Here is a 21,963-nt window from a genome sequence, read left to right on the forward strand (position 1 = left end):
CGCTAGGTGCGGGACATCACGCGGGCACCGCTTCGGGTGCGGGGGCGAGCCCGGCGCGGATGAGGCTCTCGGCGGTGTCGACGATGGATTCGCGCACCGGCCGCATGCTCCAGCCCAGCTCGGTGCGGGCCTTCTCCGCACTGACCTGTTCGCGGATACCGAGATTCGGCACCGTGAGCCGGACGCCGCGGTCGAAGAGCGCGACGGTGCGCACCACCAGGTCCGGGATGGTCCGGCTCGGGATGCGGTAGCCACGCGGGCCGAACTCCTCGTCCAGCACCCGCGCGATGTCGGCGAAGGAGAGCGAATCGCCAGCGCAGATATAGCGGTTGCCCGCGGCGGCGGGGGTCTCCAGGGCGAGCCGGTGCGCCACGGCGAGGTCGCGGACGTCGACCGGAACCCAGCCCACCTTCGGCATGCCCGGCATCTCGCGGGCCAGCAGCCTGCGCACCGGCTCGTGCGAGGTGCTGGTGGCGGCGCCGAGCAGCGGGCCGAGGATCATGCCGGGGTTGAGCACGACCAGCTCGGGGCCGTCCGGGTGCGCGGCGGCGAAATCCCAGGCGGCGCGCTCGGCGAGCACCTTGCTCTTGGGGTAGGCGGTCGCCTTCTCGACCACGGTCCAGTCGGCCTCGGTGCGCACCCCGTCGTCACCGTGGCCGTAGACGATGGCGGCGGTGGACGAGGTCTGCACCACCCGGCGCACCCCGGCGGCCGCGGCGTGGCGCAGTACCCGCAGCGTGCCGTCGACCGCGGGGCGGATCAGGTCGTCCTCGTGCTTCGGCGGCGCGGCGGGGAACGGCGAGGCGACGTGCAGCACGCCCTCGACTCCGGTCATCGCCTCGGCCCAGCCCGCGTCGGTGAGCAGGTCGGCCTCGGCGAATTCGAGGTCGCCGCCGAGCGCGGTCAGGTGTTCGCGCCTGCCGGTGGCGGCGGCGTCGCGCACCGTGGCGCGGACCGCGTACCCGGCGCGCAGGAGTTCGGCGACGCAGTGTCCGGCGAGGAATCCGGTCGCGCCGGTGACGAGGATGCGGGGGCTCATCGGGGTCTCCTTCGGTACGCTGGCGGCGACGATCTGAGCGCCGCTCAATTAATCTAAGCATCGCTCAGACGCGCTGTCCACTACGCTGATCGGGTGCGGCGGACCACCTATCACCACGGAGCGCTCCGCGATGCCCTGATGGCGGCCTGCCTGCGGCTGCTGGAGTCCGAGGGGCTGGCGGCGGTGAGCCTGCGCCGGGTCGCGCGCGAGGCCGGGGTCAGCACCGGCGCGCCCTACCACCACTTCCCCGACCGCTCCGCGCTGCTCTCCGCGCTCTCGGTGCAGGGCTTCGAGCTGCTGGCGGGCGAACTCGCCGCGGCGCGCGCCGCCGCCCCCGGCCCGCTGGCCGCGCTCACCGCGCTGACGAGCGCCTACGTCGGCTTCTCCCGCGACCACCCGGCACACTTCCGGCTCATGTTCCGCCCCGAGCTCTCCCAGCCGGAGAAGCACCCGGACGCCACCGTGGCCGGTGACGCCGCCTTCGCCGTACTCACCGACACCATCGCCGAGTGTGTCGCGGCCGGGGCGGTGCCCGAGCGCGGCGCGGAGACCCTGGCGGTGACCTTCTGGGCGCTGGCGCACGGCCTCGCCTCGCTCTGGCTGGACGGGCAGCTCGCCGAGCGCAGCGATCAGCTCGGTACCAGCGCCGAGGAGCTGGTCGCCGAGATCCTGCGCGGCTTCGCCGCGCTCGCCACCCCGGCCCCGGGCTGACTACAGTCGGCGCCGTGCTGCTGACCCCCCGCTACGGCGCAGGCGCCCTGGCCGACCTGCTGCCCTCGGTCCTCGCCGCGCTCGGCGTGCCCGGCGAGACCGACGCACTCGACCTCGGCCTCGACCCCGCGATCGACCGGATCTGCGTGCTGCTGGTCGACGGCCTCGGCAGCCACCAGCTGGCCGGGCACGCCGCCGACGCCCCGACCCTGACCGCGCTGCCCCGGCGCACCCTCACCGCCGGTTTCCCCAGCACCACCGCCACCAGCCTGGCCTCCTTCGGCACCGGGCTACCGCCCGGCGAACACGGCCTGGTCGGCTACCTCATCCGGGTCCCCGGCTTCGACCGCGCGGTGAGCACGCTGCGCTGGACCCTGCACGGCGACGGCGAGCGAACCGACCTGCTGAAGGCGCTCCCCCCGGAGGAATTCCAGCCGCGCCCAACGGCTTTCGAGCGAGCGGCGGCGCACGGGGTCACCGTGACCCAGGTGGCGCCCGGCTACCAGAACAACTCGGGGCTGAGCCGGGCGGTGCTGCGCGGCTGCGAATTCCGGCTGGAGGTGTCGGTCGGCGACCTGGTGGACGGGGTGCTCACCGCGCTGGAGGCGGGGCCGCGCGCGCTGGTCTACGCCTACCACGCCGACCTGGACAGCACCGGGCACCTGCGCGGGCCCGGCTCGCGGGCGTGGCGCGGGGAGCTCGCGCACACCGACCGGATCGTGGCCGAGATCGCCGAGCGGCTGCCGCCGCGCTCGGCGCTGCTGGTCACCGCCGATCACGGCATGATCGCGCACACCGGCAGCGTGGACGCCGACACCGAGCCCGCGCTGCGCGCCGGGGTGACGCTGCTGGCCGGCGAGCCGCGCGCCAGGTACGTCTACACCGCCGACGGCGCCACCGCGGATGTCGCCGCGGCCTGGACCGCCACCCTCGGCGCGGATTTCACCGTGCTCACCGGGGACGAGGCGATCGACCGCGGCTGGTTCGGGCCGGTCGTCTCCGACGCCGTGCGGCCCCGGATCGGCGACCTGGTGGTGGTCGCGACCGGCACCCGCGGCGTGGTGCGCACCGGCGCGGAGCCGATCCAGTCGGCCATGCTCGGCCACCACGGCTCGCTCACCCCGGCGGAGCTGGAGATTCCGCTCGCCGTGGCCGCCGCGCTCTAGGCTCACCCCATGCAGACCATCCCGGCCGCCCGCTGCGCGCTCGCGGCCGCCGCGCTCACGCTCACCCTCACCGGTTGCACCGACGTGGAGCGCTTCCTGAACAAGGGTGGCGACACCCCGTGCAGCGAGTACATCCGCCAGGATCAGGACACCAAGCGCACGACCATCACCAAGTTCGTGCAGGAGCAGCAGAAGACCGACGCGCAGCCCTCCGGCACCGCGGTCGACGCCACCATGATCTCGGTCGACCTGCTCTGCGGGGCCCAGCGCAATGTCGAGACCCCGATCAAGAACGCCGACGTCGCCGGGATCTTCCTGCAGCGCTAGCGGCCGGGCAGGAAGCGCAGCCCGCGGGTGATGCCCATCAGCACCCGCTGCCACACCGCGGCGGGCACCAGCGGCGGGGTGTCCAGGTTCAGGAACCGGGTCACCACGACGGTCTGCGGCTCGGTGTACTCGAGCAGCCCGTCCGCGCCGTGCCTGCGGCCGACCCCGGAGCTGCCCATGCCGCCCATCGGCGCGCCGGTCGTTCCCCAGGCGGGCGCGTACCCCTCGTCCACGCACACCGTCCCGGCTCGCAACCGGGCGGCGATCCGCTCGCCGTCGGCCTTGGTGCGCGCCCAGACACTGGCGTTGAGCCCGTACTCGGTGTCGTTGGCCAGCCGGACCGCCTCGTCCACGCTGTCCACCGGGTAGATCGAGACCAGCGGGCCGAAGGTCTCGGCGCGGCCGCACTCCATCTCGTCGGTGACGTCGGCGAGCACGGTCGGCTCGAAGAACAGCGGGCCGAGATCGGGGCGGGCCCTGCCGCCTGCCAGGACGGTGGCGCCCTTGGAGGTGGCGTCGGCGACGTGCTTGGTCACCGTCTCCAGCTGCGCGGCCGAGATGAGCGAGCCGATCTCGGCGGTGTAGCCGTAGCCCGCGCCGAGCCGGGCGGCGCCGACCGCGCGCAGGAACTTCTCGGTGAACTCGTCGGCGACCGAGCGCTCCACGTAGAGCCGCTCGATCGAGATGCAGAGCTGCCCGGCGTTGGAGAAGCAGGCGCGCACCGCGGCCTTGGCGGCGCGGTCCAGGTTCGCCCCGCGCGCGACGATCATCGGGTTCTTGCCGCCGAGCTCGGCGGAGAAGCCGATCAACCGGCGCCCGGCCCGCTCGGCCAGGGTGCGGCCGGTGGCCGACGACCCGGTGAACATGAGGTAGTCGCAGAAGTCGGCGATGGCGGTGCCGACCTCGGTGCCGGGGCCGGGCACCACCTGCAGCAGCCCGCGCGGCAGCCCGGCGCGGTAGAGCAGGTCGGCGGCGGCCAATGCCGAGAACGGGGTCTGGCTGTCCGGCTTGACCACGACGGCATTGCCCGCGAGCAGCGCGGGGATCGCGTCGCCGACCGAGAGCAGCATCGGGTAGTTCCAGGGTGCGATCACCCCGACGACGCCCTTGGGCTGGGTCCGCACGCTCGCCCGGTTCAGCAGCGGGAAGGCGCCCGGCACCGACTGCGGGCGCAGCAGGGCGGGGGCGTTGCGGGTGAACCAGCGGGCCGCGAAGAGCATGCCCATGATCTCCTCCTGGGCCGCCCAGCGCGCCTTCCCGGTCTCGGCCTGGATGATGTCCATGAGCTCGTCGCGGTGCCGGACCAGCAGCCCGCGGAACCGGTCGAGCACGGCGGCGCGCTCGGTGGCGTCCCTGGCGGCCCAGCGGGGCTGCGCGGCGCGGGCGGTGCCGAAGGCGGCCTCGACGTCGGCGGCGGTGCCGACCGGGACGGTGCCGAGCGGCTCGCCGGTGAAGGTCTCCGGGATGGCGCGGGTGCCGCGGGCGTCGGCATCGTCGATCGCGGCGAGATCGCTGAGGCGGGTGAACACGGCGGGCGCGGGAGCGGGCATCGTCGGCCTCCTACTAGTCGGTAACCCCGTTCGACCAGAATCTACGCCCCGCCGGGCGCGATGCCCATTTTCAGAAAGAAGGCCGACCAGTTCGCTGCGGGTTGTCAACTCCAGTCCCGTTCAGCGGGACAGAATCGGACTACGAGTAGGTAACTGGCTAGTTTTAGCCGATGTTCACTGCGAGACTCGGTGTCCGCACCAGAGTGTTGGCAATCGCGCTCGTCCCGAGTCTGTCACTGCTGGCGGTCGGTGTCGGGACGACGTCGTACCTGGTGTCGGAGTCCAACCGGACCCACGAGTGGGCGGTTCAGACGCAGGCCGCCCTGGCAGGCACCCGCGACCTCGTCGAAGGCGCGCAGGCCGAGCGGCTGGCCTCGATGGCCCGGCTCACCGGCAATGCCGAGGCCGCGGCCGGTCTCGCGGCCGCCCGCGCGAAGCTCGACGGCTCGGTGCGCGCGCTGGAATCGGCGAAGACCTCGCTCGGCGCGGTCGAGGACGACCTGGGCGACGTCGGCGGCATCGACGCGATGATGAAGTACCTCTCCCAGCTGCGCACCGCCATCGACGCGGGCCAGCTGCCCGCCGCGGACGCCTACAACTTCTTCAACCAGGTGATCGACGGCATCGTCCTCGGGTCGCAGATCTCCCAGCAGCTCGCGCCGGACGCCGAGATCGGCGTCGAGCTCGCCGAGGCCATGCAGATCCTCAAGTCGGCCGAGGCCATGTCGCGGGCCACCGCGCTCGCCGTCGCGCTGGAGTCCGGGCAGGACGCGCCCGCGGTTCCGGTCGAGGAGTTCGCCCGCCAGGTCGGCTACTACCGCATCGAGATCGGCAACCTGAGCCGGGACGTCGATCCCGAGCAGAAGGAGGTCGCGGCCGCGCTCACCAACAGCGTCTCCTGGCAGAAGCTGGACGTGGTGGAGAACGTCATCGGCTGGCGCGCGGTCACCCGGGCCGCCGCCGCGGCCGAGGGCGGCGCGGGGAGCTCGTCGGCGCGGGCGTCCGCGCTGCCGCCGCTGCCGATGCCGAACGCCGAGTGGCAGGCCGCCGCCGCGGACGTGAACCGGCAGCTGGTCGACATGTGGATCGCGCAGAGTGCGCGCACCAACGGCATCGCCGAGAACAAGGCCGACGAGGACTCGGAGAACGCGCTGCTCGCCGGGATCGGCGTCGGCACGATCAGCCTGCTCGCCATCGGCGTCTCGGTGCTGCTCGCCAACCGGATCATCCGCCGCCTCAAGCGGCTCCGCTCCGAGACGCTCACCCTGGCCGACGTCACGCTGCCGGAGATGATGCGCAAGCTGGAGAACAACGAGCCGGTCGATCCGGCGACGGAGATGCCCAAGCTGGACTTCGGCACCGACGAGATCGGCGAGGTCGCCAAGGCCTTCGAGCACGCCGCCAACGCGGCGGTCAACGCCGCCGTGGCCGAGGCCCGCACCCGCGAGGGCGTGAAGTCGGTGTTCCTGAACATCGCGCACCGCAGCCAGGTCGTCGTGCACCGGCAGCTGGAGATCCTGGACGAGGCCGAGCGCAAGCAGGAGGATCCGGCGCTGCTGGACACCCTGTTCCGCCTCGACCACCTGGCCACCCGCGAGCGCCGCAACGCCGAGAACCTGATCATCCTCGGCGGCGGCCAGGTCGGGCGGCAGTGGCGCAACCCGGTCGCCATGATCGACCTGGTGCGCTCGGCGGTCGGTGAGACGCTGGACTACTCGCGCGTCCGCGTCGCGCGGATGCCCCAGGTGCACGTCCTCGGCGGCGTGGTCGCCGACCTCGTGCACCTGCTCGCCGAGCTGGTCGACAACGCCACCACCTTCTCCCCGCCGCAGTCGCGGGTCGAGGTCACCGGCAATGTCGTCGGGCGCGGCGTCGTGGTCGAGATCGAGGACCAGGGCATGGGCATGCCGACCGGCGACATCGTGCGCACCAACCAGATGATGGCCGACCCGCCGGACTTCGGCGTCGCCTCGCTCTCCGGCGACTCCCGGCTCGGGCTCTTCGTGGTCGCGCGGCTGGCGGTGCGGCACGACATCGCGGTCAAGCTCGCCGAGTCCGACTACGGCGGGATCAGGGCCATCGTGCTGATCCCGTCCGCACTGCTCGCCGGCGCGGTGCCGGACGGCCAGCCCACCTCGACCGCCGCCGTCGGCCGCCCGGTCCCGATCCCGGCGCTGGAATCGCCGGTGCGGCACGCGGAGTCGGCGGCGAGCGCCCCGCTCCCGGCCGCCACCCTGGTCGCCGACCCGCCGATGGACACGCAGAGCTTCCGCCCGCCGGTCGAGTCGCAGCCCTACCGGCCCCCGGAGCAGCCCTCCTACACCGGCGAGCGGCCGCAGCCGTACAACCCGAACACCCCCGCGCCGTCCCGGCCCGCGGTCTCGCAGCCCCCTGCCGCCCAGCCGCTGCTGCAGGACGGCAGGCCCGCGCTGCCGCGCCGCAACCGGCAGACGAATCTGAACCCGCAGCTCGACCGCGACCCGGAACCGACGACGCAGACCCGTGCGCCGGAACGTCCTCGGCTCACCGCGGACCAGGCCCGAGATCTGATCTCGGCCATCGAGAACGGAACCCGACAGGGCCGCAAGCCGCTCAGCGGTGACGCGTCCGGTAACGACAGACAGGAAGGCTGAGGTGAACTCTCCCAACCCCGGCGATCTCAACTGGCTTCTCGACGACCTCGTCGACCGACTCGCCGGTGTGCGGCACGTGGTGGTGCTCTCCACCGACGGCCTCCTGCTCGGGCGCTCGAACGCGCTGACCCAGGAGGACGCCGAGCACTTCGCCGCCATGTCGTCCACGCTCTACGGCCTCGCGCGCAGCGCGGGAGCCCGCTTCGAGGGTGGCGGAGTCCGCCAGGCCATGATCGAGCTCGACCGGGCCGTTCTGTTCGTGACCTCGGCGGGCAGCAACGCGTGTCTCGCGCTCCAGGCGAATGATTCCGCAAATCTCGGTATGGTCGCTTACGAAATGAACCTCACCGTCCAGCGGGTCGGCAACTACCTGTCGACCACACCGCGCCATAGATTGGCCGAGCTCTAGGACCGAGATGACACGACACGGCGAGCACTGGTTCGACGACGCGGCCGGTCCGCTGGTCCGGCCCTACGCACTCACTCGGGGCCGCACCATGGGTGCGGCCCACGACCTGGACATGCTGACGGTAGTCGTGGTCACGCACCCGGCACCGATCCTGCGCCGGGTCGAGCCCGAATACGCGGAAATCGTTCGCCTGTGCGCGGTTCCGCAATCCGTGGCCGAGGTCTCTGCAACACTGAAGCTACCCCTGGCTGTGACGAAGATCCTCGTCGGTGATCTGATCAGCGAAAACCACCTGATCTTCCGGGCGCCGGTTCAAGCCGACGCCGGGCCCGGCGACATCAACATTTTGCGAGCGGTGCTGGATGGAATCCGAAGAATTTGACCCGAGCCGGCAGAACGCCGGTGTCCCGAACCTGGCGGCCTCCGTCAAGATCCTGATCGCGGGAGGGTTCGGCGTCGGTAAGACGACGATGGTCTCCGCGATCAGCGAGATCGCGCCGCTGCGCACCGAGGAGCTGATCACCGAGGTCAGCTCCGGGGTGGACGATCTGTCCGGGGTGGAGCAGAAGTCGACCACCACGGTGGCGCTGGACTTCGGCCGCATCTCGATCGACCGGGACCTGGTGCTCTACCTGTTCGGTACGCCGGGGCAGGACCGGTTCTGGTTCCTCTGGGACGAGCTGGCCCGCGGCGCGCTCGGCGCCGTGGTGCTGGCCGACACCCGCCGGCTCGGCAACTCGTTCGCCGCCATCGACTACTTCGAGCGGCGCGGGCTGCCGTTCATCGTCGGCGTGAACTGCTTCGACGGGGCGCCCAGCTACAGCGAGGACGAGGTGCGCGACGCGCTCGACCTCGACCCGGGCACCCCGGTGCTGCTGTGCGACGCGCGCAGCAGGCAGTCGTCCAAGACGGTGCTGCTCACGCTCGTCGAGCACCTGATCGCGCGGGCGAACCGAGCGCCGGTCCCGAGCTGACCGGCCGCTCGGCCCGCGGCGGGACGGCGCAGCCGATCGCGCGGGCCAACCGCGCGCCGGCCCGGGCTAGCGGAGTTCGCCGCCGGCGGCCAGTTCGTCGAAGAGGAGCTGGTCGACCGGCGGCACCCGCGGCCGGTCGGCGTAGCCGAACCAGGCCACCTCGGCGATCTCCGCGCTGGCGGTGATGGTGCCGCGGTACGCGGCGGTGTAGCAGGCCATCCGCACCAGCGCGGCGCCGTCGGCGGCCTCGTAGGTGCCGACGTGGCGCAGGCTCTCCGGCAGCAGCGCGACGGTGAGCTCCTCGTCGATCTCGCGGAGCAGCGTCTGCTCGTCGCTCTCCCCCGGCTCGCGCTTGCCGCCCGGCACGTAGAAGACGTCCTTGCCGCGCGGCCGCGCGCAGAGCACCCTGCCCTCCCGCACCAGGATCCAGGCCACGGTGTCGATCAGCTGCGTCACCGGTGCAGCCTAGCGGCCCGCTTCCCGGAGCACGGCCAGCGCCCGCTCGACGTCGGCGCCGGTGTTGTAGAGGTGGAACGACACCCGCAGCCCGCCGCCGCGCGCGGAGCCGACCACGCCGCCCGCGGCGAGCGCGGTGGCGTGCGCGGCGGCGCCCGGGACGGTGACGATGGGCGTATCACCGGGCACCGCCGCCAGTCCCAGCTCCGCGAGCCCGGCCCGGAAGGCCGCGGCCAGCGTCCGGTCGTGCGCGCCGATCGCCGCGACCCCGAGTTCGTGCACGAGTCCGAGCCCGGCGATGGCGGCGGCGACGCCGAGCCAGTCGGGGGTGTCGTCGAGGCGGTGTGCGGTCGCGGCGAGCGGGCCCGCGCCGTACATGTCGCCCCAGGGATCGGCGCCCGCGTACCAGCCCGCGCCGACCGGCACCGCGCCGTCCAGCGCCTCCGGCTGCACGGCGAGCAGGCTGACCGAGCGGGCGCCGAGCAGCCACTTGAAGGAGGCGCAGACCCAGAAGTCGGCGTCGGCGAAGCGCAGCGGCAGCCAGCCCGCGGCCTGGGTGGCGTCGATCAGCAGGCGGGCGCCGTTCGCGTGCGCGGCCGCGCGCAGGGCGGCGGGGTCGACGGTGCGGCCGTCGGCGGACTGGGTGAGGCTGACCGCGATCAGCGCGGTCTCCGCGCGCACCTCGACGGCGAGCTTCTCCAGCGGGACCGCGCGCACGTCCAGGTCGCCGCGGAAGCGGAACGGGTTCGGCACCGAGGCGAAATCGCCCTCGGCGACCAGTACTTCGGCGCCGGCGGGCAGTGCGGCGGCGACCCGGCCGATCAGCCCGGCGACGGTGCCGCCGATCGCGATGTCGTCGGCAGTGGCGCCGGTGAGCAGCCGGGCGAAGCTCGCGCGCAGCTCGGGGACGAGGTGGTCGTAGTCGCCCGGGGTGCTGCGCCCGGAGCTCCAGCCGGCCTGCACCGTCTCCAGGACGGCCCGGCCGCGGGCGGGCAGCAGCCCGTGCGAGGCGGTGTTCAGGTAGGTGACCTCAGGGGCGTACTCACCGGGGGCCAGCGGATCGGCGGGCGTCATGGTACCCAGTGTCCGGGGCGGGCCGGACGCGGGTCCATAACCACCTGGGCGGCGCTGGACCGATTTCACCCGGCGCCCGCGCGCTCCCGGAGGGCCGTGCCCGTGGGCAGGCTGCTCATCCCGGCGGACCCGATTCCCGGGCTCAGCCGATGCGCGCCCGCAGTTTCGCGCCGGTGGCGGCGGCGAGCCGCGCGGCGGCGGGCGCGAGTTCCTTCGTCGTCGGCGCCTTCCCGAACGGGGTGACGACGATGTCGTCGCCGTCCCGCTCCCAGGTGCCGGTGACCCGCCCGCCCTGCACCAGCACCGGCGAGATCCACCCGCCGGGGCGGCTGACCGCGGCCCGGTGCGCGGCGGGAACCAGGGCGGTGTCGGTGGTGCCGGGGCCGAGCACGTACTGGTCGAAGCCGCCGAGCAGCAACACCTCGCGGAGCGGCCGCGCGGCGGCGAGCCCGTCCAGGTCCTCGGTGCGGGCGAAGCAGCCGCGCCCGTCCACCTCCACGCGCGTCAGCGCGGGGCCGAGCTCGGCGAACCAGCGCCGAACCACGGTCTTGCGCAGCGAGTTCCGGCTCAGCCAGGCGTCGAAGGTCTCGGGTGTGGCCGGGCCGTGGGCGCCGAGGTAGGCCAAAATGAGGGTGGCGGCGGCCGCGTCCGGCTCGGGTAGCCCGGGCCAGTCGGTGACGGCCCGCGCCGGGCTGGTGAAGGTGACCCGGCTCCCCCGCGCGGGCCCGTGGCACAGGATCCCCTGCCAGGCCAGCGGTTTGAGCACCGCACCCCAGCCGGAGCGCAGCTGCTCGTCCAGGTGCGCGAGCCCGGGCCGGGCGATGACCGCGGCGACCAGCTCCTCCCGGGAGAGCGCGGCGTCGGCCAGGATCTCTTCTACGGCCGCGCCGAGCGCGGTGATCTGCTCCGGCGTCGCGCCGAAGTTCCGCGTCCACACCGGCTTCTCCCAGGTGCGCGCGGAGGCGACGAGCGCGAGCGCGGCGGCCGCCTGCTCGGCGGTGAGCACGTGCAGCGTCCCGCGCATGGCCCAGGTGCGCAGCACCTTTCGCGCCCCGAGCGCCGCCGCCACGCCATCGGCAGCCGGTTCGGCCGAGCGCAGCGCGACCGCCAGCTCGGCGGCCGAGGCCACCTGGGCCTGCACCCCGGCCAGCCGCCGCACGACCTCGACCGCGGAGTCCGCCGGTTCGACCAGGAACTGCCTGCGCGACCGCCACGCGAACACCTGCTCGGCGGTCAGCCGGATCACGGAATCCCCGGCGTCCGGCGTGCCGCCAGCCCGCGCAGCGCGGCCCGCAGCCCGGCGCTCTGCTCGGCGTCGACCAGCTCGACGAAATGACTGAACACCAGGTCGGCACGGCCGCCGGAGCCGAGCGCGTCCGCCATCACCCTGGCGCTGTGCTCCTCGCGGGTGAGGGTGGGCCAGTAGCGGTAGGCCTTGCCCGCGCGCTCCCTGGCCAGCCAGCCCTTGCGGTGCAGGTTGTCCATGGTCGACATGACGGTGGTGTAGGCGATGTCGCGTTCGGCGGCGAGCTCCCCGTGGAGCTCCCTGACCGTGGTCGACTCGGTATCGCGATCCCAGAGCCGATCCATGACGACCGCCTCCAGCTCGCCGAGACCCCGCACCGCTCTTCTCCTCCCGCCGGGCCGCTCCAGTGCCGGATCAGCGTACCGGGCAGCACCGCCGGATCCGCCCGCACGGCGGACATCAGACCATCTGGTATGCGAACATATGTTCGTGTCCGGCGACGGCGATATTTCTCCGGCGACGCCACGGCAACGGATCAGCACCCGGGCCGAGGCGTCGATCCTGCACGCCGACCTGGACTCCTTCTACGCCTCGGTGGAGCAGCGCGACGATCCCGCGCTGCGCGGCAAACCGGTGATCGTCGGCGGCGGGGTGGTGCTGGCCGCGAGCTACGAGGCCAAGGCGCGCGGCATCCGGACCCCGATGGGCGGCGCGCAGGCGCGCGCGCTCTGCCCCGAGGCGATCACCGTCCCGCCGCGGATGGCGGCGTACGCGGAGGCGAGCAGGCTGGTCTTCGAGATCTTCCACGACACCACGCCGGTGGTCGAGGGCATCTCGATCGACGAGGCGTTCCTGGACGTGGGCGGGTTGCGCCGGATCGCGGGCGAGCCGGTCGGCATCGCGGAGCGGCTGCGGGCCAGGGTGGCGGGCGAGGTGGGGCTGCCGATCTCGGTCGGGATCGCGCGCACCAAGTTCCTGGCCAAGGTGGCCAGCGCGGTCGCCAAGCCGGACGGGCTGCGCGAGGTGCCGCCCGGCGGCGAGCTGGAGTTCCTGCACCCGCTGCCGGTCGAGCGGCTCTGGGGCGTCGGCGCGGTGACCGCCCGCACCCTGCACGAGCACCGGATCACCCGGGTCGGCGACCTGGCCGAGCTCGGCGAGCGCGGGCTGCGCGGCATCCTCGGCCCGGCCGCCGCGCGGCACCTGCACGCCCTGTCCATGGCCCGCGATCCGCGCCGGGTCGAGACCGGCCGCAGGCGCCGCTCGATCGGGGCGCAGCGCGCGCTCGGGTCCCGTCCGCGCCCGCCGGAGGAGATCGCGGCCTACCTGCACGGCCTCACCGACCGGCTCGGGCGCAGGCTGCGCGGGGCGAACCGGGTCTGCCGGACGGTCGTGCTCCGCCTGCGCTTCGCCGACTTCTCCCGCGCCACCCGCTCGCACACGCTCCCCGAGGCCACCGACGACGGCGCGGTGCTCCTGCACGCGGCCCGGCTGCTGCTGCACGCCGCGGCCCCGCTGATCGCCGACCGCGGCATCACCCTGATCGGGGTCGCGCTCACCAACCTCGGCGACGCCGAGACCGTGCAGCTCGCGCTGCCCTTCGAGCCCCGCGCCGGGCACACCCTCGACGCCACCCTGGACGACCTGCGCCGCCGCTTCGGCAGCACCGCCGTCACCAGGGCGGCGCTGCTGCACCGCGGCGAGGGGGTCTCGGTGCCGATCCTGCCGGACTGAGGAGGGGGCCGAAGTAGCCCCCTCCTCCACTCCGGCCGCCCGCCAAGTCGACCCTAGGGGCCGCCGCTCGGGCGCCGCGACCCTTTTCCTGCCGGATGGCAGTCGTTTACCGCACGCGAGACCGACCGGTAAATTCGTCGCCGAGGGCACGGTGCGGGAAGGGACGGTGGGGTGGCGGAGTACTGCGCGGAGGAGTTCGCCGCCGATGCCGAGGATCCGACCGGCTCCTGGGTCACCTATGTGGAAGCCAGGCAGGGATCGATCGGGCTGAGCTTTCCCGCCGACGAGTTCCGATCGGAGGCGTCGGCGCGCGATGTCGGCAGGTTGCAGACGGTCCGGTTCAGCACCGGAGCAATCGGGTACCGGCGCTCGGCGCGGCACATCCGCCGGGGCGACGGCGAGAACAGCCATCGCCTGCTCATCCCGCTGCGCGGGCGGTTCCGGATCGAGCAGGGCGAGGCGCGCGAGTTCATGCAGCCGGGGAAGGTGGCGTTCTTCCACTGGGGCAGCCCGCTCGCCATCACGCACGACGAGGAGATCAGCGCGCTGATCCTCACCGTCCCCGAGGGCATGGTGGACGCCGCCCGCGCCGCGAAGGCGCCGCTGGCACTGGATGATCGGCGCCCGCTGGTGCGGGGGCTCGTTGCCCAGGCGCGGTGGCTCGACGAGGCCGACGGCTGGACCGCCGCGGACTTCAGCATCGCCTACACCACCGTGCTGGCCCAGCTGGACGGGGCACTCAACCCGCACCCCGCGATCACCACCGGCCGCCTCGCGGAGCAGGTCGAGCAGGCCATGGCCCTGATCGAGGAGCACGCCGACGACCGCGAACTCACCCCGGCCGTCATCGCGGGCCGGGTCGGGGTGGCCGAGCGGACCCTGTACCGCGCCTTCGAACAGGCCGGATACCCGGCGCCGGGGATGGTGCTGCGAAGCGCGCGGCTCGCCCGAGCCCACCGGCGGCTGTGCGAAGCGCTGCCGGTCGATCTCACCGAGCTGGCGCGCGAGACCGGCTTCCCCAGCCTGCGCCGGTTCCGCGAGGCGTATCGGGCACAGTACGGCCGCTCCCCCGCGGAGTTCCGCGCGGAGCTGCTCGGCGAGCGCGTCCCGCGGGCCACCGCGTCCCCGGGAAGCCGTGCTCCGGCCGGGCTCGACGCGCCTAGAGCCGCTCGATGACGGTGGCGTTGGCCAGCCCGCCCGCCTCGCACATGGTCTGCAGGCCGTAGCGGCCGCCGGTCTGCTCCAGGTGGTTCACCAGGGTGGCCAGGATGCGGGTGCCGGAGGCGCCGAGCGGGTGGCCGAGGGCGATGGCACCGCCGCGCGGGTTCAGCTTGGCCGGGTCGGCGGCGAGGTCGTGCTGCCACACCAGCGGGACCGGGGCGAACGCCTCGTTCACCTCGTAGGCGTCGATGTCGTCGATGCCGAGCCCGGCGCGGCCGAGCACCTTGCGGGTGGCCGGGATGACGGCGGTGAGCATGAGCAGCGGGTCGTCGCCGGTGACGGCGAAGGAGTGGAAGCGGGCGCGCGGGCGCAGGCCGAGCGCGCTCGCCTTCTCCTCGCTCATGATGAGCGCGGCCGAGGCGCCGTCGGTGAGCGGGGAGGAGTTGCCCGGGGTGATCGACCACTCGATCTCGGGGAAGCGCGCCTTGTGCTCGTCGTCGGCGAACGCGGGGCGGAGCCCGGCCAGCTTCTCGGCGGTGGTGCCGGGGCGGATGGTCTCGTCGGCGGTGAGCGTGCCCGCGGCGACGATTTCGTTGTCGAAGCCACCGGCGGCGGCGGTCTCGGCGGCGAGGCGGTGCGAGCGGGCGGCGAAGGCGTCGAGGGTGTCGCGGTCCAGCTTCCAGCGCGCGGCCAGGATCTCGGCGGCGGTGCCCTGCTGGATCAGCCCCTCGGGGTAGCGGTGCGCGAGCGGGGCGCCGTTGGCGTCCTTGCCCTGCGCGTTGGAGAACATCGGCGCGCGGCTCATGGACTCGACGCCGCAGGCGATGGCGATGTCGTAGGCGCCGGCGATGACGCCCTGCGCGGCGAAGTGCGCGGCCTGCTGGCTGGAGCCGCACTGCCGGTCGACCGTGGTGGCGGGCACCGATTCGGGCAGCCCGGCGGCGAGCGCGGCGGTGCGGGTGATGTTGAACGCCTGCTCGCCCGCCTGGGTGACGCAACCGCCGATCACATCGTCGATCAGCGCCGGGTCGATGCCGGTCCGCTCGAGCAGCGTGGCGAGCACGCCCGCCAGCAGCGTGGCCGGGTGCACGTCGGCCAGCCCGCCTCCGGCTTTCCCCTTGCCGGACGGGGTGCGGACAATGTCGACGATGACTGCGGACGTCATGGCGGCTCCTCGCTCCGAGGCACTGCGTTTCGATCCGAACACGCGAATGCCGATTAACTTACTGGCACTGTACGCGCCGCGGCCGCCGGTGCGGAAGGGTGCTCAGGACTGGTGCGGGGAGTCGAAGGTGCAGACCCGGCCGCCGAGCAGCAGCTGGGTGCCGGGCGCGAGCGTCATGGGGTGGCCGGGGACGGCGCGGGTCCATTCGTGGTGGCCTGCGGCGCGCAGGTGGGTGCCGTTGGTGGAGCCGCCGTCGACCACGGTGACGTCCCAGGCGATGAGCCGGATCTCGGCGTGCGCGCGCGACATGCCGCCGGAGGGGTCGGCGATCCGGATGGGCCTGGCGCCGCGCGCGGCGACGGCCTCGTGGTGTTCGGGTTCGCGGCCGAGGACCAGGTCGCCGTCGAGGACCAGGGTCCGGCCGTCGTCGAGGAGCAGGATGCCGAGCGGGGGGCGCAGGCCGTCGGTGAGGCTGCGGCCGGGGTGGTCCATGGAGAGGCCGCAGACCGCGCAGTAGGAGACCCGCGGGTCGTTGAGGTGCCTGCGCGGGCACGGAAAGCCCTGCACGACGACGCCGCCGATGCGGTCGGCGGTCGGCGCGGGCGGGGCCGGGTTGCGGACCGCCTCGGCGGCGCTCGGGACGACGGTGTCCTCGAGGTCGGCGGGGATCAGGGGGCGCGGGGCGGTGGTGCGGCGGGGGTCGGGGCGCTCGGTCGGGGCATTGGCCTTGTCCAGCACGACGCCGGTGCGGAGCCGGGGTTCGGTCGTCGGCCGGAGCAGGGCGGGGCCGTGCCCGTCGCCGTCGGTCCAGAGCACCGCGGCGGCGCCGGGGACGGTGCCTGCGCTCAGCCCGAACACCCCGCGCACCGGCAGGTTCTCGACCTCCCGCTCCGGCTCGTCGACGTAGAGCCCGATGCCGACCGCGGGCGCCGGGGTGACCAGCCGGTCGACGGTGAACCCGGCGTCGCGGCCGCGCAGGATCTCGGTGCGCCGCTCGGCGTCGAGCACCGCGCGCACCCCGCCGTGCAGGAACACCGCCACCCCGGCGCCGACCGGGGTGAGCACCCCGAACTCGACGCTCTCGGCGCCGGGGAGCCCCATGAGCCAGGTGGTGGCGAGCCGGGCGAAGGCGCGGCCGGGGTTCTCCGGGTCGTCGGCGGTGGCGGCGGCGATCAGCTCGAGTACCGCTCCGGTGTGCCGCCAGGCTCGCGAGATCGCGGTCACCGGGGTCTCCATGCGGTGCGCGACCACCGCGACGGCGCCGTCCGCGACGGCCACCACGTGCCGCCCCGGCACGACCTCCACCTGGGCGGTTCCCGCGAGGCTCCGCATGCGCGCCCCCTCGCCGACGACGGTCCGGCAGTGCCGGAGCTGTTCTGAGCAAATGCTAGAGCACCGAGGGGGTTCGCACCCGGCGCGCCGGGCGATCCGGGCGAACCTGCCACGCGTCCGGCCGGGCCGGACGTACCATTCCGGGCGTGGACGCTATCGCTCGCCCGCTTCGGGTCCTGGTCTACAGCAACGATGCCGACACCAGGGAGCAGGTGATGACGGCCGTCGGCCGGCGGCCGTCGGGTGAGCTACCCGAGTTCTCGTATCTCGAGGTGGCGACCGGGGCCGTCGTGCTCGAGCGGGTCGATGCCGGGGACGTGGATCTCGCGATCCTGGACGGGGAGTCGGCGCCGATCGGGGGGCTCGGGTTGGCGAAGCAGCTCAAGGACGAGATCTCCGACTGCCCGCCGGTGCTGGTGCTGACCGGGCGGGCCGATGACGCGTGGCTGGCCACCTGGTCGCGCGCCGAAGCGGCGGTGCCGCATCCCATCGATGCGTTCCGGTTGGTCGATGCCATCGTGGCGGTTCTCCGGGGGCGTAACGCCGCGTAGTCCGGCTCCTGCCGATTCCGTAGCGACCGTCCTGCGCGCACGCGCCGATATCGCCCGCTTCGCGCTCGACCGATTCGGTCGCGGGCCGAGGACGCCGCAGGCTGCGCTCCCTGCCGTGCCGACGCGTCAGCGAACATCGAGCGATCTATTCATGCGTGATCGACATGACTCACCCGGCCGCTCGGGCCGCACCGAACTTCTCGACTCCGTCGATAACGATCACGCCCCAACCTTGCGGAGCAGGCGACATTACCCCCGCCGCGCTCATGAATCGCAGTCCCGAATTCGATCAAACCGCACCCCGCGAACCGAACCGGACACCACGCCCCGGTTGTACTCTGTGCCCTAGCTCACAGAGGCGTGGTGGCCCGCATAGCGGGCGAGCCCGAGCCGCCGCGCGGTTTCCCGCCGCCGACCCCAGCTCTCGAGGAGGGGAAGTGCCGTCGTGAACACCGAACTGCCCGCCCTGGTTCTCGGCGGCCTCGCCGCCGGCTTCGCGATCTTCTCGATCGGGCTCGCCGCCGTGATCGGCCCCAAGCGCTTCAACCGGGCGAAGCTCGAGCCGTACGAGTGCGGGATCGAGCCGACCCCGCACGCGGTCGGCGGTGGTCCGGGAACGGCCGCGGGCCAGCGCTTCCCGGTGAAGTACTACCTGACCGCCATGCTCTTCATCATTTTCGACATCGAGATCGTCTTCCTCTACCCGTGGGCGGTGCACTTCGACGCGCTCGGGGTGTTCGGGCTCGCGGCGATGGCGCTGTTCGTGCTGAACGTCTCGGTGGCCTACGCCTACGAATGGCGCCGCGGCGGACTCAGCTGGGACTGAGCGGCGCACCCGACTACCGAGGACACACCATGGGTCTGGAAGAGAAACTGCCGAGCGGCTTCCTGCTGAGCACCGTCGAGGATCTGGCCGGGTACATGCGCAAGGGCTCGCTGTGGCCCGCGACCTTCGGGCTGGCCTGCTGCGCGATCGAGATGATGGCGACCGGCGGCGGCAAGTTCGATATCGCCCGGTTCGGGATGGAGGCGTTCCGGGCGTCGCCGCGGCAGGCGGATCTGATGATCGTGGCGGGGCGGGTGAGCCAGAAGATGGCGCCGGTGCTGCGCCAGGTCTACGACCAGATGACCGAGCCGAAATGGGTGCTGGCCATGGGGGTCTGCGCCTCGTCGGGCGGCATGTTCAACAACTACGCCATCGTGCAGGGCGTTGACCACGTGGTCCCGGTCGACATCTACCTGCCCGGCTGCCCGCCGCGCCCGGAGATGCTGTTGAACGCGATCCTCGCGCTGCACGCCAAGATCCAGGAGACCCCGCTCGGGGTGAACCGCGAGGAAGCGGTGAAGGCGGCCGAGGCGGCGGCGCTGGCCTCGACGCCGACCATCCGGATGGAGGGGTTGCTCCGATGAACGCGCCACGCTCGGAATCGGAGTCGGGTGGGCGGGACGACGCGAAGCCCGCGAGCGACCGGGTCTCCCCCGGCCCCGGATCGGACGGCCCCGACGCCGCGAAGGCCGCGAGTGCGCCGGCCGGTTCCGCCGCCCCGGCCGCCACGCCCAACGGTTCCGCCGAACCCGCATCCGATGCGACCGGCCGCGGTTCCGCCCCCCTGTCGGCGGGTGCCGACCCGACCCCCGGCGGCATCGACGCCGCCGCGACAGCGGGCCCCGAGGGGACCGTTCCCGAACCGGGCGACCCCGAGGTGATCGGTGTGCGGCACGGCATGTTCGGCGTGCGCGGCACCGGCGACACCTCCGGGTACGGCGGGCTGGTCCGCCCGGTGAGCCTGCCCGGCGGCACACAGCCCCCGTACGGCGGCTGGTTCGACGGCGCGGTCGCGACGCTGCGCGCGGCGCTCAGCCCGGTGGCACTCGAGCAGGCGCTGGAGAAGGTGATCGTCTTCCGCGGCGAGCTCACCCTGCACGTGCACCGCGAGCAGCTGCCGCTGGTGGCGCGGGCGCTGCGCGACGACGAGGGGCTGCGCTTCGAGCTGTGCCTGGGCGTGAACGGCGTGCACTACCCGCAGGACGCGGGCCGCGAGCTGCACGCGGTCTACCAGCTGTCCTCGATCACGCACGGCTACCGGCTGCGGGTGGAGGTCGCGGCGCCGGACGCCGACCCGCACATCCCGTCGCTGTTCGAGATCTACCCGACCACCGACTGGCACGAGCGCGAGACCTACGACTTCTTCGGCATCGTCTTCGACGGGCATCCCTCGCTGACCCGCATCACCATGCCGGACGACTGGCGCGGGCACCCGCAGCGCAAGGACTACCCGCTCGGCGGGATCCCGGTCGAGTACAAGGGCGCGCGGATCCCGCCGCCCGACCAGCGGAGGGCCTACAGCTGATGAACCACACCGATATCGACAATCGCCCGAAGCACGCCAGGCCCGAGGCCGAGCCGCCGATGGTGACGCTCGCCGGGCAGGACTGGGACCAGGTCGGCGCCGTGCTGGAGAGCGTCGCCGAGGAACGCATCGTGGTGAACATGGGGCCGCAGCACCCCTCCACGCACGGCGTGCTGCGGCTGATCCTGGAGATCGAGGGCGAGACCGTGGTGGAGGCGCGCTGCGGCATCGGCTACCTGCACACCGGGATCGAGAAGAACCTGGAGTTCCGCAACTGGACCCAGGGCGTCACCTTCGTGACCCGGATGGACTACCTCTCCCCGTTCTTCAACGAAACCGCCTACTGCCTGGGCGTGGAGCGGCTGCTCGACATCACCGAGGCGATCCCGGAGCGCGCCACGGTGGTCCGGGTGCTGCTCATGGAGCTGAACCGGATCTCCTCGCACCTGGTGGCGCTGGCCACCGGCGGCATGGAGCTGGGCGCGCTCACCGCCATGCTCTTCGGTTTCCGGGAGCGCGAGCTCGTCCTCGACGTCTTCGAGACGGTCACCGGGCTGCGGATGAACCACGCCTACATCCGCCCCGGCGGGCTGGCCCAGGACTTCCCGGACGAGGCCGTCACCAAGGTCCGCGACCTGCTCACGCTGCTGCCGAAGCGGCTGCGCGAGCTGGAGCTGCTGCTCAGCAGCAACCCGATCTGGAAGGCGCGCACCAAGGGCATCGGCTACCTGGATCTGACCGGCTGCATGGCGCTCGGCATCACCGGCCCGGTGCTGCGCTCGGCCGGGCTCCCGCACGACCTGCGCCGCGCGCACCCGTACTGCGGGTACGAGAGCTACGAGTTCGACATCCCGACCGCGGCGGGCTGCGACTGCTACGGCCGCTACCTGATCCGGGTGGAGGAGATGAAGGAGTCGCTCAAGATCGTCGAGCAGTGCCTGGACCGGCTGCGGCCGGGCCCGGTCATGGTCGACGACCGGAAGATCGCCTGGCCCGCGGATCTGGCGGTCGGGCCGGACGGGCTCGGCAACTCACCGCAGCACATCGGCAAGATCATGGGGTCGTCGATGGAGGGGCTGATCCACCACTTCAAGCTGGTCACCGAGGGGATCCGGGTGCCGGCGGGGCAGGTGTACTCGGCGGTGGAGTCGCCGCGCGGGGAGCTCGGGGTGCACATGGTCTCCGACGGCGGGACCCGGCCGTACCGGGTGCACTACCGCGACCCCTCGTTCACGAATCTGCAGGCGGTGGCGGCGATGTGCGAGGGCGGGCTGGTGGCGGATGTGATCGCCGCGGTCGCCAGCATCGACCCGGTGATGGGCGGGGTGGACCGGTGACCGAGATCCTGCTGCGGCTCTCCACCCGGCCCGACCCGTACCCGGAGGCGGTGCGCGAGCGGCTCGCCCGCGATGCCGGGGTGATCGTCGCCCGCTACCCGCACCCCCGCTCGGCGCTGCTGCCGCTGCTGCACCTGGTGCAGGCGGAGGAGGGGTTCGTCTCGGCCACCGGCATCGATTTCTGCGCCGAGCTGCTCGGGCTGACCGCGGCCGAGGTGACCGCGGTGGCGACCTTCTACTCCATGTACCGGCGCACGCCGACCGGCGACTACCACGTCGGGGTGTGCACCAACACGCTCTGCGCGGTGCTCGGCGGGGACGCCATCCTGGCGCGGCTGCGCGAGCACCTCGGCATCGAGCACGGGCAGACCACGCCCGACGGCGCGGTCACGCTCGAGCACATCGAGTGCAACGCGGCCTGCGACTACGCGCCGGTGGTCATGGTGAACTGGGAGTTCTTCGACAACCAGACCCCGGATTCGGCGCAGGCGCTGGTGGACGCGCTGCGCGCGGGCGACCAGGTGGTGCCGACCCGCGGCGCCCCGCTCTGCCGCTTCCGCGACACCGCCCGCATTCTCGCCGGCTTCCCCGACGAGCGCCCCGGCGCCCTGGACGGCATGGCCGGTGAGCCCACCCTGGCTGGTCTCCGGGTCGCCCGCGAGCAGGGCATGGCCGCACCCGAGCCACCCGCTCCCGGCGCGGAGGAGTCGCGGTGACCGCGCGACCGAACCCCGCCGCTATCGAGGAGGG

General features: G+C 73.2%; 23 protein-coding genes. 15 read left to right on the forward strand and 8 right to left on the reverse strand.

Features of this window, described 5'->3' with window-relative positions; all coding sequences use genetic code 11:
- Positions 1-16 precede the first annotated feature (16 nt).
- Positions 17-1,039, reverse strand: coding sequence for an SDR family oxidoreductase (locus LTT61_RS03100; RefSeq protein WP_233018402.1), 1,023 nt, complete (start codon positions 1,037-1,039; stop codon positions 17-19).
- 93 nt (positions 1,040-1,132) lie between these two features.
- On the opposite strand from LTT61_RS03100, the gene LTT61_RS03105 reads away from it, so the two are divergent.
- Genes LTT61_RS03105 through LTT61_RS03115 form a run of 3 tightly spaced genes read left to right on the forward strand, consistent with a single transcriptional unit; the run spans position 1,133 to position 3,243 of the window.
- Positions 1,133-1,750, forward strand: a complete 618-nt coding sequence (locus LTT61_RS03105; RefSeq protein ID WP_233018403.1) for a TetR/AcrR family transcriptional regulator — start codon at positions 1,133-1,135, stop codon at positions 1,748-1,750.
- A 14-nt stretch (positions 1,751-1,764) separates the two neighbouring features.
- Complete coding sequence (locus LTT61_RS03110; protein WP_233018404.1) at positions 1,765-2,916, forward strand: alkaline phosphatase family protein; 1,152 nt, start codon at positions 1,765-1,767, stop codon at positions 2,914-2,916.
- 9 nt (positions 2,917-2,925) lie between these two features.
- Entirely contained in the window at positions 2,926-3,243 is a 318-nt protein-coding gene (locus tag LTT61_RS03115; protein ID WP_233018405.1) for a hypothetical protein, read from the forward strand.
- On the opposite strand, the gene LTT61_RS03120 is transcribed toward LTT61_RS03115, so the two are convergent.
- Positions 3,240-4,793: a succinic semialdehyde dehydrogenase gene (locus LTT61_RS03120; RefSeq protein ID WP_233018406.1), complete on the reverse strand. Its 1,554-nt coding sequence runs from the start codon at positions 4,791-4,793 to the stop codon at positions 3,240-3,242. The two genes, LTT61_RS03115 and LTT61_RS03120, sit on opposite strands and share 4 nt — an antisense overlap.
- Positions 4,794-4,963: 170 nt before the next feature.
- On the opposite strand from LTT61_RS03120, the gene LTT61_RS03125 reads away from it, so the two are divergent.
- From LTT61_RS03125 to LTT61_RS03140, 4 genes are read left to right on the forward strand one after another with little or no spacing between them, the layout of a single operon-like run.
- Entirely contained in the window at positions 4,964-7,426 is a 2,463-nt protein-coding gene (locus tag LTT61_RS03125) for a nitrate- and nitrite sensing domain-containing protein (RefSeq protein ID WP_233018407.1), read from the forward strand.
- 1 nt (position 7,427) lies between these two features.
- Positions 7,428-7,835: a roadblock/LC7 domain-containing protein gene (locus LTT61_RS03130; protein WP_067651593.1), complete on the forward strand. Its 408-nt coding sequence runs from the start codon at positions 7,428-7,430 to the stop codon at positions 7,833-7,835.
- Between the two features lie 7 nt (positions 7,836-7,842).
- On the forward strand, positions 7,843-8,217 hold the full coding sequence (locus LTT61_RS03135) for a DUF742 domain-containing protein (RefSeq protein WP_233018408.1): 375 nt from the start codon (positions 7,843-7,845) through the stop codon (positions 8,215-8,217).
- Positions 8,198-8,809 carry a GTP-binding protein gene (locus tag LTT61_RS03140; RefSeq protein ID WP_233018409.1) on the forward strand — a complete coding sequence of 204 codons (612 nt, stop codon included), beginning with the start codon at positions 8,198-8,200 and terminating at the stop codon, positions 8,807-8,809. The genes LTT61_RS03135 and LTT61_RS03140 overlap by 20 nt, the downstream gene beginning before the upstream one ends.
- A gap of 66 nt (positions 8,810-8,875) precedes the next feature.
- On the opposite strand, the gene LTT61_RS03145 is transcribed toward LTT61_RS03140, so the two are convergent.
- From LTT61_RS03145 to LTT61_RS03160, 4 genes are all read right to left on the reverse strand, one after another.
- On the reverse strand, positions 8,876-9,265 hold the full coding sequence (locus tag LTT61_RS03145; RefSeq protein WP_233018410.1) for an NUDIX hydrolase: 390 nt from the start codon (positions 9,263-9,265) through the stop codon (positions 8,876-8,878).
- Between the two features lie 9 nt (positions 9,266-9,274).
- Positions 9,275-10,339, reverse strand: coding sequence for an aminotransferase class V-fold PLP-dependent enzyme (locus tag LTT61_RS03150; RefSeq protein WP_233018411.1), 1,065 nt, complete (start codon positions 10,337-10,339; stop codon positions 9,275-9,277).
- Between the two features lie 142 nt (positions 10,340-10,481).
- Complete coding sequence (locus LTT61_RS03155) at positions 10,482-11,585, reverse strand: DNA glycosylase AlkZ-like family protein (RefSeq protein ID WP_233018412.1); 1,104 nt, start codon at positions 11,583-11,585, stop codon at positions 10,482-10,484.
- Entirely contained in the window at positions 11,582-11,962 is a 381-nt protein-coding gene (locus LTT61_RS03160; RefSeq protein ID WP_269821842.1) for a BlaI/MecI/CopY family transcriptional regulator, read from the reverse strand. The genes LTT61_RS03155 and LTT61_RS03160 overlap by 4 nt, the downstream gene beginning before the upstream one ends.
- Before the next feature lie 106 nt (positions 11,963-12,068).
- Here LTT61_RS03160 and dinB point away from each other — a divergent pair, with 106 nt between their 5' ends.
- Positions 12,069-13,316 carry a DNA polymerase IV gene (dinB, locus tag LTT61_RS03165; RefSeq protein ID WP_233018413.1) on the forward strand — a complete coding sequence of 416 codons (1,248 nt, stop codon included), beginning with the start codon at positions 12,069-12,071 and terminating at the stop codon, positions 13,314-13,316.
- Between the two features lie 171 nt (positions 13,317-13,487).
- A complete protein-coding gene (locus tag LTT61_RS03170) occupies positions 13,488-14,492 on the forward strand; it encodes a helix-turn-helix domain-containing protein (protein WP_233018414.1) in 1,005 nt (334 codons plus the stop codon).
- Here the strand turns inward: LTT61_RS03170 and LTT61_RS03175 are convergent.
- Positions 14,476-15,642, reverse strand: a complete 1,167-nt coding sequence (locus LTT61_RS03175; RefSeq protein WP_233018415.1) for a thiolase family protein — start codon at positions 15,640-15,642, stop codon at positions 14,476-14,478. The genes LTT61_RS03170 and LTT61_RS03175 overlap by 17 nt on opposite strands.
- A gap of 102 nt (positions 15,643-15,744) precedes the next feature.
- Positions 15,745-16,974: an FHA domain-containing protein gene (locus LTT61_RS03180; RefSeq protein ID WP_233018416.1), complete on the reverse strand. Its 1,230-nt coding sequence runs from the start codon at positions 16,972-16,974 to the stop codon at positions 15,745-15,747.
- Positions 16,975-17,189: 215 nt separating this feature from the next.
- On the opposite strand from LTT61_RS03180, the gene LTT61_RS03185 reads away from it, so the two are divergent.
- The 6 genes from LTT61_RS03185 (at position 17,190) to nuoE (ending at position 21,929) form a co-directional block, all read left to right on the forward strand.
- Positions 17,190-17,525: a hypothetical protein gene (locus LTT61_RS03185; protein WP_233021312.1), complete on the forward strand. Its 336-nt coding sequence runs from the start codon at positions 17,190-17,192 to the stop codon at positions 17,523-17,525.
- A gap of 445 nt (positions 17,526-17,970) precedes the next feature.
- The gene (locus LTT61_RS03190; RefSeq protein WP_233018417.1) at positions 17,971-18,351 is read left to right on the forward strand and encodes an NADH-quinone oxidoreductase subunit A; all 381 of its coding nucleotides are present in this window, start codon (positions 17,971-17,973) and stop codon (positions 18,349-18,351) included.
- A 29-nt stretch (positions 18,352-18,380) separates the two neighbouring features.
- Complete coding sequence (locus LTT61_RS03195) at positions 18,381-18,935, forward strand: NuoB/complex I 20 kDa subunit family protein (protein ID WP_233018418.1); 555 nt, start codon at positions 18,381-18,383, stop codon at positions 18,933-18,935.
- Positions 18,936-19,168: 233 nt separating this feature from the next.
- Positions 19,169-19,876, forward strand: a complete 708-nt coding sequence (locus LTT61_RS03200; protein ID WP_233021313.1) for an NADH-quinone oxidoreductase subunit C — start codon at positions 19,169-19,171, stop codon at positions 19,874-19,876.
- Positions 19,877-19,935: 59 nt separating this feature from the next.
- A complete protein-coding gene (gene nuoD, locus LTT61_RS03205; RefSeq protein WP_420094847.1) occupies positions 19,936-21,213 on the forward strand; it encodes an NADH dehydrogenase (quinone) subunit D in 1,278 nt (425 codons plus the stop codon).
- On the forward strand, positions 21,210-21,929 hold the full coding sequence (gene nuoE, locus LTT61_RS03210) for an NADH-quinone oxidoreductase subunit NuoE (RefSeq protein WP_233018420.1): 720 nt from the start codon (positions 21,210-21,212) through the stop codon (positions 21,927-21,929). Before nuoD ends, nuoE begins: the two co-directional genes overlap by 4 nt.
- The last annotated feature ends 34 nt before the right edge of the window (positions 21,930-21,963 follow it).

This window comes from Nocardia asteroides (assembly GCF_021183625.1).
Lineage (GTDB): Bacteria > Actinomycetota > Actinomycetes > Mycobacteriales > Mycobacteriaceae > Nocardia > Nocardia asteroides_A.

Excerpts from the sequence above, each read along its gene's own strand:
- LTT61_RS03140 (WP_233018409.1), top strand. The coding sequence starts at position 8,198 with ATGGAATCCGAAGAATTTGACCCGAGCCGGCAGAACGCCGGTGTCCCG.
- LTT61_RS03195 (WP_233018418.1), top strand. The coding sequence starts at position 18,381 with ATGGGTCTGGAAGAGAAACTGCCGAGCGGCTTCCTGCTGAGCACCGTC.
- LTT61_RS03180 (WP_233018416.1), bottom strand. The coding sequence starts at position 16,974 with ATGCGGAGCCTCGCGGGAACCGCCCAGGTGGAGGTCGTGCCGGGGCGG.
- LTT61_RS03175 (WP_233018415.1), bottom strand. The coding sequence starts at position 15,642 with ATGACGTCCGCAGTCATCGTCGACATTGTCCGCACCCCGTCCGGCAAG.
- LTT61_RS03185 (WP_233021312.1), top strand. The coding sequence starts at position 17,190 with ATGACGGCCGTCGGCCGGCGGCCGTCGGGTGAGCTACCCGAGTTCTCG.
- dinB (WP_233018413.1), top strand. The coding sequence starts at position 12,069 with ATGTTCGTGTCCGGCGACGGCGATATTTCTCCGGCGACGCCACGGCAA.
- LTT61_RS03115 (WP_233018405.1), top strand. The coding sequence starts at position 2,926 with ATGCAGACCATCCCGGCCGCCCGCTGCGCGCTCGCGGCCGCCGCGCTC.
- LTT61_RS03120 (WP_233018406.1), bottom strand. The coding sequence starts at position 4,793 with ATGCCCGCTCCCGCGCCCGCCGTGTTCACCCGCCTCAGCGATCTCGCC.
- LTT61_RS03100 (WP_233018402.1), bottom strand. The coding sequence starts at position 1,039 with ATGAGCCCCCGCATCCTCGTCACCGGCGCGACCGGATTCCTCGCCGGA.
- LTT61_RS03125 (WP_233018407.1), top strand. The coding sequence starts at position 4,964 with ATGTTCACTGCGAGACTCGGTGTCCGCACCAGAGTGTTGGCAATCGCG.
- LTT61_RS03150 (WP_233018411.1), bottom strand. The coding sequence starts at position 10,339 with ATGACGCCCGCCGATCCGCTGGCCCCCGGTGAGTACGCCCCTGAGGTC.
- LTT61_RS03135 (WP_233018408.1), top strand. The coding sequence starts at position 7,843 with ATGACACGACACGGCGAGCACTGGTTCGACGACGCGGCCGGTCCGCTG.
- nuoD (WP_420094847.1), top strand. The coding sequence starts at position 19,936 with ATGGTGACGCTCGCCGGGCAGGACTGGGACCAGGTCGGCGCCGTGCTG.